Source organism: Chryseobacterium joostei, from assembly GCF_003815775.1.
Taxonomy (GTDB): domain Bacteria; phylum Bacteroidota; class Bacteroidia; order Flavobacteriales; family Weeksellaceae; genus Chryseobacterium; species Chryseobacterium joostei.
The window spans coordinates 4,779,699-4,793,911 of record NZ_CP033926.1 but is presented as its reverse complement, the minus strand read 5'-3'; the positions used below and the strand labels follow the sequence as shown (position 1 = coordinate 4,793,911).

Sequence of the window (14,213 nt, the reverse complement as noted above, 5' to 3'; positions counted from 1 at the left end):
TCGAATCTTTCGTACCCACTTATGGAAAATTCTAAAACACCTAAACTAGCCAACCAAATCTGTTTCCCGTTATATGTCATTGCCAAGGAAATCACAGGGCTTTATCGCCCTTTTCTTGATGAGCTTGACATTACCTATCCTCAATATCTCGTAATGATGATATTGTGGGAAAATGACGGGCTTCCGGTAAACCATATCGGAGAAAAACTGTTTCTGGACAGTGGAACTCTGACTCCTCTTCTTAAAAGACTGGAGACTAAAGGATTTATCCTAAGAAAACGAAAAAAAGAGGACGAAAGAGTGGTTGAAGTATTTTTGGCAGAGGCTGGAAAAGAATTACAGAAAAAGGCCTGTGCAATTCCGGGGAAAATTCAGGAAAGACTGGGTATACAACCGGAAGAACTGTTGGAACTTAAAGAATCAGTTCTAAAAATATTAAACAAAATAGAAAAATAAATGAAAACGTTATATACAACAAAAGTTACCGCTACAGGGGGAAGAAACGGTCATGTGAAAAGTGAAAACGGAGTTTTAGACCTTGAAGTAAAAATGCCTAAGGCACTAGGAGGAGCTAATGATGACTTCACAAATCCCGAAATGCTTTTTGCAGCCGGATATTCTGCTTGCTTTGATAGTGCATTGAACAGAGTAATCAGCTTGGGTAAAGTGCAAACCGGTGAAACTACTGTTACAGCACAGGTAAGCATAGGACAGATTGAAAATGGAGGTTTCGGATTGGCAGTGGAACTGGATGTGAATATTCCAGGGGTTTCTATTGAGGAAGCACAATCTTTAACGGATAAAGCTCATCAAATTTGTCCATATTCTAATGCAACCCGAAATAATATTGAGGTGAAGCTTTCTGTAACGAATAATGATTAATCCAATTTTTTATAATCATAGTAATGAAATGAGCTGTTTTGAATTCAAAACAGCTCATTTTTATTTTAAGTCATTGACTTAATTATCTTTTATTCAAATCACTTTTTTGATAAGCATCTACCTTTTTATAGGCATTATTCTTTTCTTTTTCTTTTTTATCGGAAATTAAAATTCCGAAAAGGTGGTCAATCTCATGCTGAAAAATAACTGCGGTAAACCCCTCCACTATTTCCGAATATCTTTGTCCTTTCAGATCCACATATTCTAATTGAATAACTTTGCTTCTATAAAACTGATCCCTAAAATCAGGAATGGATAGATCTCCCTCCGGACCAAGGTTCTGTAAATCTGATCTCCAGACAATTACCGGATTGATAAAATATTCTAAAGGATTTCCCTCTTTATCAAAACGCTGTACCCAAATTATTTTTCTGTTGATTCCCACCTGCGGGGCAGCAATTCCTACTCCACCATCGGTTGAAAGAAGAGATTCTTTCATTCTTTTCACCAGAACAGTAGTATTGGGATCCACTGGATCAATTTCTGTGGAAAGGCTTAGCAATGTTTTGTGTTGATGATCATCTGTTGTCTGATAAATTGGCAATGCAGTTTTTATATCTCCCTGATTGATAATAGATAGTTCACCAGAAGTAAGTTGTTGTGCGTTGAATAATCCTATAAAAAAGATAAACAGAACGGATAATTTTCTCATATGAATTGAATGTAGTACAAAGGTAAAAATTGTAAAATAAACATAAGCACTTGTTGGTATTAATTAGGCTTCAGCTAAAGCCATTGGAACTTTTTGACATAAAAAAACGGGCTTTAGTCCGTTTCTATTGAATATGATATTTTCTACCTAATAATGATACAGATAAATCAACATTTAAAAAGTCTTTGTCATATCACTTGGGATAACCAGATTAAATTCTGTGGGAATGTAATCTTTTGCAGGGACTTTTAATTCAGGATCTTCGGATTCAAAAACGGAGATCACAGCCATTTTTAGATTTGGGTTTTTCTGCTTGATGTACCAATAAGTTCCTCCAAATTCTTTACTATGATAATTACCGTTATAATGGATAAAGGTCTTTCCAGATTGTATATTTTTCAGGATAGATTCTGCCATGGTTGCATCTTTTGTTGCCTGGGCAGAGATAAAGTTCATCACCTTTGTTCCCTCGGCATGATCTCCCATCATGGCTTTCATTTCCTGGTAACCTGGAGTATCCAATGTTACTTTAATCGGTAATTGAGCAATGTATGTCTTTTCCTTTTCAGTTAACTTATTTAAGGATTCAAGACCTTCTTTAGCTGTTTGGGAAGCGTATCTTCTTGGAATGTTCGTTGCTATAAAATTCAGTTTTTTGTTTTTGGCAAAATCTACCAAAGGCTTATAGTCTGTGGCATAATTGTTCCATAAACGGGCAGAATCTTTCAATGTCTTGGCATCAAATTTTCCACTTAAATATTGGTTCAGCTGAGGCTGATTATCTCTTTCAAACATTTCTGCTCCTAAGATAAGCTGTCCGTTTTTCTTTTCATACAGAGCTTCTGTAATTTTAAGCTGAAGCCAGTGATTGATGGAACTGTTATGATTTTCTCCAAAGAAAACAACGTCATAATCAGCCAATTCCTTAACTAATTTATCAGTCTTTACTTCTTTTCCTTTCTGATCATAAAACTGATATGCCTTAAGATTCTGAGCATGTAATGAACAGAAACCTGTAAGCAAAATCGCTATGAGAATATTTTTCATGCTATATATTTAATCACAAATTAATTAATTTTCAGTAGAAAGATGAACTTTCTTTTCACTTTACTACCATAAAAAAGACCGCTTTGAGCTTTGCAGACAAAACGGTCTCATAAAAATCATCTAATTATTAATTATCTAGTGCTGCCACTAAATCTTTCCATTCCTGAAGTTCAGGGATTCCAGGTTTTCTTTTTCCAAAGAACTGAACGATGAAATCTCCTTCCTTATTGAATACTTCGATAGCCGTAACTTCTCCGTCTTCAGTTGGTTTTTTAACGATCCATGCTTCTGCAATCTTCGTTACATCCAAGTGCAGGTTGAAGTCGGGATCCATAACATTAAACCACTGCTGGTGCCAAAGTGTTTTCTTTACGTTTCCTGTGTGGATCTGAATAATCCCTCTGTTTCCAACGAAAACCATGATAGGGGTATTTTTTTCAGAAGCATCTTCAAGGATATTAACTACTTTAGCGTTATCTATTTTTTTAGCAAATCCTTCCGGAGCCAATCTTAATGCCTGAGTTCTGCTTACACCATATTTTCTGGTCATCATAAAGAAATCGTGGGTATCCTTTAATTCTGTCCATGCTTTTTTGAATCCTTCAACATCTATTTCAGTGTCTGCTTTTTCTGCCTGTTTTGGAGCTACTGCTTCTACAACAAATGCCTGATTCTGGTCTTCTGCCTTAAATTTTTCTACGATAGCATCAAAAGCTGCTTCATCACTATTCTTTGTAAGGTAGATTTTGTGTAAAGCTAAACCGTCTTTTCCGAAGAACTGAAGGCTTTTTTTATCTCCCTCTACTACTGCAAAAGCAAACTTCCAATGGTTAAGGAAAATTCTAAGATCAATATCTTCACCTACAAAAAGTTGTGCATGCGGGCTGCTGAAGTCTCCGTTCTGGTAAATCCCTTTTCTTTCATGAACACATTCGTCATTACGGGTAAGAGCCATTACTTTTCCCAATTGCTCTGCTTCAGTCAGAATTCCTGGAAAGTCCGGATTCAAAACTGTTACTTCTTCTCCTACGCTGGTCACCAATAGTTCAGCTTCGCTTACTCCTAATTGAGCAGCAGCATTTCTTATTCTTACATGAGGGTTTTCTGCTTTCAGAGCGTCCCATTTTTCCTTTAAATCATTAACTAATGTGCTCATTATTTTATTTTTTTACTGTTAAAATTGTATAGATTCTTTGTATTGTTTCGTTTCCTGTTTTACTTTTTATCTCTTCTTCTTTTTCGGAAGTTTTCATTCTTTTAAAATGGCTTTGTGAAACAAGTTCTTCCATTTCATCATTGTTGTACAGCGTAAAATCATAGGCTGTAAACGGTAGCTTTTCCATGAAGTCTCTTTGTCCGAATGTAAGTACGAATGTTCCGTTGTCTTTCAAAATCCTATAGATCTCATTTAAAAACTCGACAGGATTTTCCCAGAAATAGACGGTATTGACTGTAAATATTTTATCAAAGGTCTGATCTTCAAAAGGAAGTTTTTTTCCTTCATACAAAACAAAGTCTGCCTGAGTTTGAAATTCTTTATTCAACTTTTTGGCTTCGTTGTGCATGGTTTCGGAGATGTCTACTCCTGTATATTTCAGATCCTGAGCCAGACTTAAAAGACTTTTCAGATGGCCGGCATTTCCATGTCCTATTTCAAGAATATGTTGATTATCTTCTATCAGAAGTGTTCTGATACTTTCTAACGTCATACCGATGTTAGTGGCATTCATCATTTCACCGATTTCTATGCCTTTTTCTCCCTGAGGATTGGCAAGATTCTGTGCGAGGATTTTGAGTTCTTCTTTTTCCATGGTTATCCAAAAATGATCATTGGGTTATTGGTAATGGGGTGCTCACAGATGGTACAGGGAAAGTTATAGGCCTTGCTTATAATGTTTGCGGTAAAAACTTCCTCCGGGCTTCCATAGGCGGCCACCTTTCCTGATTTCATTAATAAGATCTTGTCTGCAAATTGTGCTGCAAGATTAAGGTCATGTAAAACAACAATAGCACTATTGGCTTTTTGGGTGAAATTCTTAATAATTTCCAGTGCTTTATATTGATGTTTTATATCCAGATTATTCAAAGGTTCATCCAGAAAAACCAGCTTGTGGGCTATTTTGTTCTGCAACTGTGCCATTACTCTTGACAGATGAACACGTTGTTTTTCTCCTCCCGACAGTGTGTTATAGTCTCTGTCTTTCAGATGAAAAATATCCGTTTCATACATCATATTATTCATGGCTTCCAGATCTTCCTTTCCGGGCTGTGCATCAAAGTAGGGATATCTTCCCATCATAACAACATCTTTTACCTGTAAGGGAATTTCATTGGAATTATGCTGAGAAAACTTGGATTTATGTTGAGATAATTCCTTTACTTCCCAATCTGCAATAGGTTTTTCTTTAAATAAAATATTGGACTTTCCCTCCTTTACTTCATTGGCCAAAATACTTAAAAGACTTGACTTTCCTGCTCCATTGGGTCCTACAATTGCTAAAAACTCTCCATACTCTAAAGAGACATTCACACTATCAAGAATTTTAAAATCCCTGTGAAGATAATTGATCTGATGTGCTTTTATCATTAGAGTGATTTTTTAAATTTAATTAAAATAGCAATAAAAATAGGCCCTCCGATTAAAGAGGTTAAAATACCAATCGGCAGTTCTGACGGAGCCACAATGCTTCTACTGATGGTATCTGCAATCAAAAGTAAAATACTTCCTAAAACTGCAGACAATGGCAAAATAAAAACATAGTTTGATTTAAATAAAAGTCTTAAAATATAAGGTACAATAAGACCTATAAAACCAATGGTTCCTGAAAATGCCACACAGGTTCCTATCATTAAGGAAGTGATAATTACAATCTGCTTTTTCAGGCGTTCCACGTTTATTCCTAAGTGTTGTGCATCTCTTTCACCCAGCATCATGGCATTCAATGCCTTTCCTTTTGGGAGTAAGACAATATAGGAAATAATGATAACTACTGTTAACACAATGTTTTTTGTCCATGTTGCGGCTGCCAGACTTCCCATATTCCAGAATGAAAGGTCTCTTAGCTGTTCATCCTTTGAGATATAAATCAGAAATCCTGTAATTGAAAATCCGATAGATGTAATGGCTACACCGCTTAACAGCATCATGACTACATTTGTTTTTCCTGCACTTGTAGAAATCCTGTATACAAGCATCATTGCCATTAAGGCACCCAGGAAAGCTGAAATACCCACCAGTGAAAACTGTATAATCTCCGGCAGATATTGTTTAAAATAGCCTCCCAAGACAATTGCAAATGCGGCTAAGAGTGTTGCTCCTGATGTTAAACCTATCGCTTCACCTGTTGCCAATGGGTTTTTAAATAACCCTTGCAATGTGGTTCCGGAAACGGCAAGCATACTTCCTATCAAAATTGCCATAATAATCCTGGATGTTCTCACATCCCAGATCACATATTTGTCACTTAACGATAAATTAGGGTCTCCTTTTATAAATTGGCCTAAAACCGTGAACGGTGATACACCATTGAAATCATACACGCCAATATTGAGTGCCGCAATTGCCAGAATAACCAACAATATGGCACTTATGCTGAGATAAAAGTATAGTTTACTTTGTGTTTTCAATTAAAAGTTTGTTTAATCCTACTGCTGCTTCTCCTAGTCTCGGTCCAAAACCTGAAACTAATCCTCCATCCATTGCGATGATCTTTTTATTTTTTCCGGCGTTGGTTTGGGAAACTCCCGGCATTTTAAGTGCACCTTCGTTTCCTCCTGCTCCCTGTAATCCTGTTTCAAAGAAGAACAATACATCAGGGTTAGCCTTTACAACTGCCTCCGGAGTTAATGGTTTGAAATCCTCAAAGTCAGTTACTGCATTTTCTGCTCCAGCAAGGTTGATTAATGATGCCATTGGTGTATTTTTACCGGCAACCATCAGCATATTACCTCTGGCATAGATGAACAATACCTTTGGCTTTTTAGTTAGTGGCTGTACTTGCTTTAGATCTGCATCTATTTTATCATTTAATTTTTGATAGTCTGTGTTTCCGATAGCTTTTGCTACGCTTTCAATAAGCTTTTTAGTTCCTTCAACGGTATATTCCTGCTTGAAAACCTCAGTTTTGATTCCTGAAGTTTTGATCTTTCCTAATAGCTCAGGATTGATATCCTTGTCAGAAGCAAGAATCAAGGTAGGACTTACTGCCATAATCGGCTCAATGGTCATTGATCTTACGTGGCCTAAATCTTTAGCTGTAGCTTTTAAGCTTTCAGGATAAGTACTGGTAACGTCAGTTCCCACGATTTCTTTTTCGTGACCCAAAGCGCTTACGATTTCAGTAATACCACCGTTTAGGGTTACAATTTTATTATTTGTTTTTGGAGCTTCAGAAGTAGTTTCTGTTGTATTTTCTTTTTTAGCACCTTCTTCTTTTTTACATGAATATACTGCTACAAGAACAGAAGCTGCAAGGATAAATTTCTTCATGATATACTATTATTTGATTTATTATAATGGATCGAATGCAAAGCCTGTAAAGCCACGTTCTCCTTTTACATTCTTCATAGAACTGAATTTCAGCTTAAAATAAAAGCCATTTGTATCCTTCAGAATAAAGAAACGGTTGGCATATACAAATGGAACAGGATTATCTGGTGTACCGGTAGTGGTTCTCCATTTATCTCCAATGGCTCTATGATCATTGAACACAAACTTGCTTGCGTCTACATCCTTTAATTTAAATGCAGCATAGGCCTGCTCAAGGTTCCCTGTAACATTTACCTGATATGCGCCCACTCCATCAAGAGTATTGGTTGTTATAAAGTCTGCATAAAAGTAACTTCCGGCACTGCTTCCAGGTCCCATAAATACTTCATTAGTAAATGTTGTAAAGGCTATATCCCAGCTTTTTTTCTTAGGCTGAATCTTTGCAGGTGTACCTGTTTTAAGATTGAAAAAAGCAAAATTATATTCAGGATCTTTTGTTATAATATGTTCCTTAACCCCCTCACTTCCGGCATTAAGATCTGCGTAACGAATTTTATACCCGTTAGCAGCTCTTAGAATCTGTACTTTCTTCCATCCTCTAGGGTCACCTGATAATGAAACAGAACCCGCACCAATATTATTAGCAGAAGGAATCTCTCTTCCTAGATTAACTAAATAAATGGGATTTTCAGCATCATTTGCCTTTATGGCTTCAATTCCTGAAGTTTGAGTTAAGAATTGACCATTCGGGTTATCGATGTACTTCATATTCTCGGAGTCAAATGTTCCTACCTGAGCAATATCTTTTAAACTTTCAATGTCTGCTTCTTTTACTTTACTGATATCTGTAGCATTAGGTATTTTAATGACAGTCATTGCTAATGATCCGTTTATAATTACCCTGAAATCATCACCGGTGTAAAATCCAAGATCCCAGTCTGTTCTCTTATTAATGGTTTTTCTGGGTTCATTCTCATCTTTAACCATATCACTCAGGTCAATCCACACCTGATTAGGCTCGGTAGCTCCTCCTATCGGTACATTCACTGAAGAACCTGTAATAGGTGGCGCAGGAACCCTGTCCTCATCAGCAGAAACACAAGACTGTGCCGCTAACATTACGGAAAGAATAGAAAATATTTTCACATATTTCATAGTAACTTATTATTTAAAATTGAAACGTTAATCTGGCAAAATAGCTTCTGCCATAATATAAATTCACAATACCTGTAGGAGCCGTGGTAGCATGAGCATCTGCCTTCATTGCGGTAGAATTGATACTGGTAACATCAAAGATGTTTTTCACTCCCGCAGAAAGCTCCAAGTGATCATTCCAGAAAGGCTGGCTTACAATAAAGTCCATCATATGGAAGCCGTCAGTTTTTCCAAGCTTGAAACCATTTGTTTCATTTTCAAACACATATAATCTTCCCGGACCTGTATATTTATAATAAAGGGCAAATGAAGTTCCCGGGTTTTGCAGTTTATAGTTAACGGTAGCCCCTGCCTGTGCCTGGAACTGATAATCAGTAGGTGAAGTGTGATACATTGATTTCATAGCGACTGAGGTTCCTCCTAATGCCCCTCTTAAGCCAATGGCCAGCTGGTCTTTTTTGAAATCCACATTTGCAGAAAACAACATATTTCTATATTTGTCCATATTTCTAAACTGATAGGTAGAAGGATCTTTTATAAGAAGCATTTCTATTTTGTCTCGTACATCAAGATATAATCCGCTTACGCTGTATGCAATCTTCCAATCATTTCCTGTGATAAAATTCTGATCCCAGAATGCCCCTGTGGAGAATCCTTTTTCAGGGCTCAGATCAGGATTCCCCTGAATATCATGGTTAAGGTTTACAAAAAACGTATAAAGCTCCTCATAGGTAGGAAAACGGTTTGCTGTACCGGCCACCAACCTTAAGTTTGAATTCTCAGAAGTTTTGTATCTCGCAGAAAGGGAGTAATTAAACTGGTTATTGAATTTTTCACTTACAGAAAGTCTGGCTCCCGGTCTTACAGAGAACTTATCAGAAATATTCCATTCTACTGAAATGAAGTTTGAATACGTGAAAAGTGTTCTTTTGATAGCCTCTGTAAAAAATTTACCGGCAATTAATGAAGCATAACCATCTGTGTAGTCTAACTCATATCCCAATTGAAAATCAAAGGTTTTATTATCAAGGAAATTACTGAACATTCCTCTTGAATACATGACATTCGTTTTATAATAAGACAGCTCCTCATCTTTGTTGATGATAGACCTGTTAGGAATGTCATAATTATAATCCTGGAACTTTCTATCCTGACTTTGGTAAGAAAAATCTCCCATATACTGGATATGCCCCAGATTGGTCTGGATATTAAACTGATGTATCCATCGGTTCGTATTATATTTTCTATCTACACTTCTGTATAAAGCGCCGCCATTTCCATCATTAAGAGGATCTACATTCACTTCAGGGTTGTAGAAATTAAATTTCTCATTCAAATAGGAAAGCTTATAGTAGAAAGAGGTTTTATTCTTTGAATATCGGATCAAGGCAGAAGCATCGTACTGGTCCTTAGGGTTCCATTCATATCCTCTTTTCAGATCACGTTCTAAATATTTATACCCCATTTTATTTCCTTCATACCCCATAAACTGGTTATGATTGAAGTTAATATTGGCAAACCAGTTATCATCGATATTATAGTCTACGTTTACATTCTGGATGTGTCTTCCGTTTCCTTTTTTCTTAATATCGTAGTTATTTCTTACGGTCTCTTCCTGAAGTGAGGCTCTTACACTGATCTTTTTTGAACTCCCTTTTTTCGTAATGATATTGATAACCCCGGCAAGTGCTCCATTTCCATATTCTACCCCCATACTTCCCTTTACAATCTCGATTCTCTCGATATTATTCAATGACAGTTTGGTAAGGTCAATATTACTACCCAACCCTGTATCTCCTACTACGGGAATATTATCGATTAGGATTTTAACATAGCTGCCGTCCAGCCCCATCATGTTGGCTGTTGAATTTCCTGAACGGGTATCTGGCGTGATCTGTATATTAAGACTTTGATTCAAAACATCCGCAACATTGGTAGCAGCCATGTTTTTGATCTGCTGTGCATCTATTACTTCAACCTTATAGATAGATTTGCTGATAGATCGTTGCATGTATTGTCCTGTAATGACAACTTCTTCAATTTTCTTTTGATTAAGAGAATCCTTTGTTTGTGCATTCATCCAAAAGGCAATGGATAATGATAGAATGGAAAGCACTTTCTTCTGCATAAGGCTTTAAAATTTTCGACAAATATAAAACTTTATTTAGAATCATTAAAAATAAATATATACTTTTGTGTAATAATTCTAAATAAATATAACAGCATGAAACTAAAATTACTTTTAGGAGCGTTGATTTTTACAGCGTTTACAGCTAAGGCACAAGTTCCAACTATCAATGAAAACTTCAATACCTTCACTGCCGGGAACACCACTTTCCCTCAGTTTGGCTGGTCTGCAGTAGTAGCCCCTATGGTTGCCAATACGGCGCCATTTCCTGTTCCGCCAAGAATGTTGGTTACCAATACTGCTAACAAAGCTGTTCAATCCTATTCCGGAACTAATCCTTCAGATTCATCTTATTTGATATCTCCACAGATCCAGGCTCCTGCGGGAGACAAAACATTAAAGTTTACGACAACATTAATAACTCCGTCTCCTGGCCCTGCAAACATTCAGATAGGACTGGCATCTAATCCAGCAGACATGTCAACCTTTGTTCCTGTAGGAGATCCCATTACGGTAACTACCATTGGAGCTATCCTGAATATAAGTGTTCCAATTCCTGCATCTACTTCATCTTATATCGTTTTTAAATTTACGCCTACAGCTATGCACGTAGCAGTACAGGTTGATGATGTAGTCTACGATACAACGGCTTCATTGGCAGTTAATGACAAGGCTTTTTCAAAAAATGAAGTTAAATTCGCTGTTAATGCAGACAATACATCTCTTGATTTTGTAACAAAAAAAGATCCTAAAAACATTCAAATCTATTCTTCTACAGGTCAGAAAGTAGCGGAAGGAAAATTGAACGGACAAAAATTTAATATCAATGGACTTCAGACTGGTGTTTACTTCATCGCTATCGAAACGGCTGAGGGAAAAACAATTCAATCGAAATTCATCAAAAAATAAGGTTTATTAGACTATTATTTGACTTTAATAAAGCCGAGAGGAGCATTCCTTTCGGCTTATTTATGCTCCTAATCCAAAGATAATTCCAATAAAACACGATAAAAATCATATTTTTATTTAGAATTATTAAAAATAGTTATATATTTTTGTAGAATCATTCTAAATAAGGATTTGAAAAAAATAAGTTATGAGAACAAAACTACTTTTATCTTCTTTGCTTGCTCTTACTGTTCAACAAACAGTATTGGCGCAAACAGATGCTAACGGATATACAACAGCTAATCTGACGATGGGAAATAGCTATCAAAACCGTGTATTTTTTGACTTTGCCTCCAATAATATCGTAGCAAAACCGGCTAGCACATGGGATGTAGCTTTTTACAGAAATTCAATATATGCTTTTGGTTCAAGAATTAATGATGCCCTTGGTATTGAAGTATACACTGCATCTGTTAATATGGCCGACTGGGATAACATCAGCCTTAGCAATGAAGCATCTTGGGGAGAACCTCTTTATAACCCGGATCAGACGACTGATTTAAGCCAGGGAGCTTTTGAACAGGGACCTGTTACAGGTCCTAATCCTAATACTCCTTCAACAGGTTGGGGAGTATATAATCCCATTACTCATCATATTGTAGGGAAAGCCATCTTTGTTTTAAAATACCCTTCAGGAGACTATATCAAATTTGCCATTGAAGATGCCTATGGAGGATATACTTTTAAGTATTCTAAGTGGAACGGTTCTTCTTGGGGAACAACGGAGACGAGAACCGTGTCTAACGGAACAGATGATGCTTATTTCAACTATTTCTCTTTTACATCCGGAACAACAGTGCCTAGCCAGGAACCATCCAGAAACGCATGGAATCTGATGTTTACTAGATACTACACAGATTATCCTTATGTGGACCCACAAGGGAATCCACAGACAATGAAATACAGAATGGCAGGAGTTATCCAAAATTCCAATATTTCTGTAGCAAAAGTAAGACCTGAAGTGCAGGAAACTGCAACGTCTAATATTCCTGCAAATTCTGCATTCTCTACGAACATCACTACTATTGGTCACTCTTGGAAGCCTACAATGGGAGTTCATTCTGATGCTGTTTATTATGTAAAACAAGGATCAGATTATTACAGAATGTATTTTATTTCCAATGGAGGTACCCAGACCGGTAATATGTATTTTAAATACAAAAAAATTACAGCAACGCTGGGAATTACTGAGGTAGGTAAAAAGGCTTCTTTTGGAGTATACCCCAACCCTACTACCGCTGATAAAAGAGTTACGGTTCTTTTTGATGTAAAGGAAAAAACAAATAATAAAGGTAGTGTAGAAGTGTATGACCTTACAGGAAAGAAGGTACATTCTGCAGAGCTAAGCAACCAAGCCGGATTCTATAGACAGGATATGAATTTATCTCATCTTCCATCAGGAAATTATCTGGTAAAAATTACCTACGGAGGCAATTCGGAGACGAAAAAGCTTATCGTAAAATAAAATATTTTATTTCTAATACTTTCTATTTTTTCTAATAAAAGGGCGATTTCAAAATTTTGAAATCGCCTTTTGTATTTTATAGATTAAGAGAAACTTTGATAGTAGTACACTATTCTTTCTAATAGATCTTGAATCCCTTATAAACCTGAGCCGAGCTTTCCATGATCTTGGAAGCATCCTTACGGAAATCAAGCAAATGATCCTGTCCGTTATGCCTGTTATGATGTTCAACACTTTCCCAAAGCTCAATTAGAAAGAAAGTTCCTTTGTTATCTTTATCCTCAACAAGATCATACTGCAGGCAGCCCTCTTCTTTTCTGGTTTCTTTTACAAGATTCTGAAACAGCTCTACTGCTTCCATCAAATAATTTTCATTAAACTTAAAAAGTGCAATGATATGTAAATTCATGTTTTAATATTTAGTGATGTAAAAGTAAAATATTTTCGAAGTCAAATATATTTTTATTTCCTTTATTTTTTAATGTTAATTAATATTTTTTAGCTGAATACTGATTTATAAATAGTTATAGAACTCATTACAATCACCAGAATTCCTATTACCAGAAACATTTTCTTCACAGGAAGCTTTGCTGTAAGCATGGCAGAAAAAGGAGCTGTGATAATTCCACCGATTAACAGCCCAAGTATAATGTTCCAGTGCTGAATTCCGAGGGTAAGAAAAAAGGTAATGGCAGCGGTAAGGGTCAGAATAAATTTGGCTACTGTGGAACTTCCGACTGCAAATCTTGGTGTAAAGGCATTTTTAATTAATGTCCCGGTTACAAGCGGCCCCCATCCTCCTCCTGCAAAGGAATCTATGAAACCTCCAATCACTCCCAATCTGGTAAGATTTGTTTTTCTTTTAAGAGCCTTATTTTGCTTTTTCTTAAATGCATTGGATAAAATTTGAATTCCCAGATAGAGGGTATAAAATGCTATAATGGTCTTGGTAATCTTAGCGTAGTATTCTCCCAGATAGGTTAGGCTTATAGCGCCAATCACGGCACCAATAACCGCCGGAATAGCAAGTTTTTTCACCAGACTTTTACTTACATTTTTAAGTTTAATATGGCTTATACTTCCTGCTGCTGTTGTAAAACTTTCGGCAGAATGAATACTTGCACTTACAATATGTGGCGGAATATTCAGTAGCAAAAGCGTGGTTGTACAAATTACTCCGTATCCCATTCCCATTGATCCGGCTACAATTTCAGCAAAAACACCCACCAGAAGCATCCAGTAAAATATATAATTATCCTTAGCCAGAATATTGAAAAGCTCATCCAAATATCCCAACTCATACATTGAAAAGAATGTAATCAGCAAAACTGCAATAGTTACAAAAAATACATTGAGCCTTATTTGAATTTTCCGTGAAATAACCATG

At 36.4% G+C, this 14,213-nt stretch carries 15 protein-coding genes; 4 read left to right on the top strand and 11 right to left on the bottom strand.

Annotation, left to right across the window (positions count from 1 at the left end; translation table 11 throughout):
* Nucleotides 1–21: 21 nt before the first annotated feature.
* The gene (locus tag EG359_RS21835; RefSeq protein WP_076354011.1) at nucleotides 22–456 is read left to right on the top strand and encodes a MarR family winged helix-turn-helix transcriptional regulator; all 435 of its coding nucleotides are present in this window, start codon (nucleotides 22–24) and stop codon (nucleotides 454–456) included.
* Nucleotides 457–882 carry an organic hydroperoxide resistance protein gene (locus EG359_RS21830; protein WP_076354009.1) on the top strand — a complete coding sequence of 142 codons (426 nt, stop codon included), beginning with the start codon at nucleotides 457–459 and terminating at the stop codon, nucleotides 880–882.
* Between the two features lie 82 nt (nucleotides 883–964).
* On the opposite strand, the gene EG359_RS21825 is transcribed toward EG359_RS21830, so the two are convergent.
* The 9 genes from EG359_RS21825 to EG359_RS21785 all read right to left on the bottom strand — a co-directional run bounded on the left by EG359_RS21825 (nucleotide 965) and on the right by EG359_RS21785 (nucleotide 10,413).
* The gene (locus EG359_RS21825; protein ID WP_076354007.1) at nucleotides 965–1,594 is read right to left on the bottom strand and encodes a peptide deformylase; all 630 of its coding nucleotides are present in this window, start codon (nucleotides 1,592–1,594) and stop codon (nucleotides 965–967) included.
* 174 nt (nucleotides 1,595–1,768) lie between these two features.
* Nucleotides 1,769–2,641, bottom strand: coding sequence for a ChaN family lipoprotein (locus EG359_RS21820; RefSeq protein ID WP_076354005.1), 873 nt, complete (start codon nucleotides 2,639–2,641; stop codon nucleotides 1,769–1,771).
* Between the two features lie 127 nt (nucleotides 2,642–2,768).
* Nucleotides 2,769–3,797 carry a hemin-degrading factor gene (locus EG359_RS21815; RefSeq protein WP_076354003.1) on the bottom strand — a complete coding sequence of 343 codons (1,029 nt, stop codon included), beginning with the start codon at nucleotides 3,795–3,797 and terminating at the stop codon, nucleotides 2,769–2,771.
* 4 nt (nucleotides 3,798–3,801) lie between these two features.
* Entirely contained in the window at nucleotides 3,802–4,452 is a 651-nt protein-coding gene (locus EG359_RS21810; RefSeq protein WP_076354001.1) for a class I SAM-dependent methyltransferase, read from the bottom strand.
* A gap of 2 nt (nucleotides 4,453–4,454) precedes the next feature.
* Nucleotides 4,455–5,228, bottom strand: coding sequence for a heme ABC transporter ATP-binding protein (locus EG359_RS21805; RefSeq protein WP_076353999.1), 774 nt, complete (start codon nucleotides 5,226–5,228; stop codon nucleotides 4,455–4,457).
* Nucleotides 5,228–6,268, bottom strand: a complete 1,041-nt coding sequence (locus EG359_RS21800; RefSeq protein WP_076353997.1) for a FecCD family ABC transporter permease — start codon at nucleotides 6,266–6,268, stop codon at nucleotides 5,228–5,230. The genes EG359_RS21805 and EG359_RS21800 overlap by 1 nt, the downstream gene beginning before the upstream one ends.
* Entirely contained in the window at nucleotides 6,252–7,130 is an 879-nt protein-coding gene (locus tag EG359_RS21795) for a heme/hemin ABC transporter substrate-binding protein (RefSeq protein ID WP_076353995.1), read from the bottom strand. The genes EG359_RS21800 and EG359_RS21795 overlap by 17 nt, the downstream gene beginning before the upstream one ends.
* 21 nt (nucleotides 7,131–7,151) lie before the next feature.
* Nucleotides 7,152–8,285, bottom strand: coding sequence for an HmuY family protein (locus EG359_RS21790; RefSeq protein WP_076353993.1), 1,134 nt, complete (start codon nucleotides 8,283–8,285; stop codon nucleotides 7,152–7,154).
* 13 nt (nucleotides 8,286–8,298) lie between these two features.
* Nucleotides 8,299–10,413: a TonB-dependent receptor plug domain-containing protein gene (locus EG359_RS21785; protein ID WP_076353991.1), complete on the bottom strand. Its 2,115-nt coding sequence runs from the start codon at nucleotides 10,411–10,413 to the stop codon at nucleotides 8,299–8,301.
* A 96-nt stretch (nucleotides 10,414–10,509) separates the two neighbouring features.
* Here EG359_RS21785 and EG359_RS21780 point away from each other — a divergent pair, with 96 nt between their 5' ends.
* Together EG359_RS21780 and EG359_RS21775 are read left to right on the top strand one after the other, a co-directional pair.
* On the top strand, nucleotides 10,510–11,322 hold the full coding sequence (locus tag EG359_RS21780; RefSeq protein ID WP_076353989.1) for a T9SS type A sorting domain-containing protein: 813 nt from the start codon (nucleotides 10,510–10,512) through the stop codon (nucleotides 11,320–11,322).
* A 187-nt stretch (nucleotides 11,323–11,509) separates the two neighbouring features.
* On the top strand, nucleotides 11,510–12,826 hold the full coding sequence (locus EG359_RS21775) for a T9SS type A sorting domain-containing protein (protein ID WP_076353987.1): 1,317 nt from the start codon (nucleotides 11,510–11,512) through the stop codon (nucleotides 12,824–12,826).
* Between the two features lie 118 nt (nucleotides 12,827–12,944).
* Here EG359_RS21775 and EG359_RS21770 read toward each other — a convergent pair whose 3' ends face one another.
* On the bottom strand, nucleotides 12,945–13,235 hold the full coding sequence (locus tag EG359_RS21770) for a putative quinol monooxygenase (RefSeq protein ID WP_076353985.1): 291 nt from the start codon (nucleotides 13,233–13,235) through the stop codon (nucleotides 12,945–12,947).
* Between the two features lie 89 nt (nucleotides 13,236–13,324).
* Nucleotides 13,325–14,212 carry a sulfite exporter TauE/SafE family protein gene (locus tag EG359_RS21765; protein ID WP_076353983.1) on the bottom strand — a complete coding sequence of 296 codons (888 nt, stop codon included), beginning with the start codon at nucleotides 14,210–14,212 and terminating at the stop codon, nucleotides 13,325–13,327.
* Nucleotide 14,213: the final 1 nt, after the last annotated feature.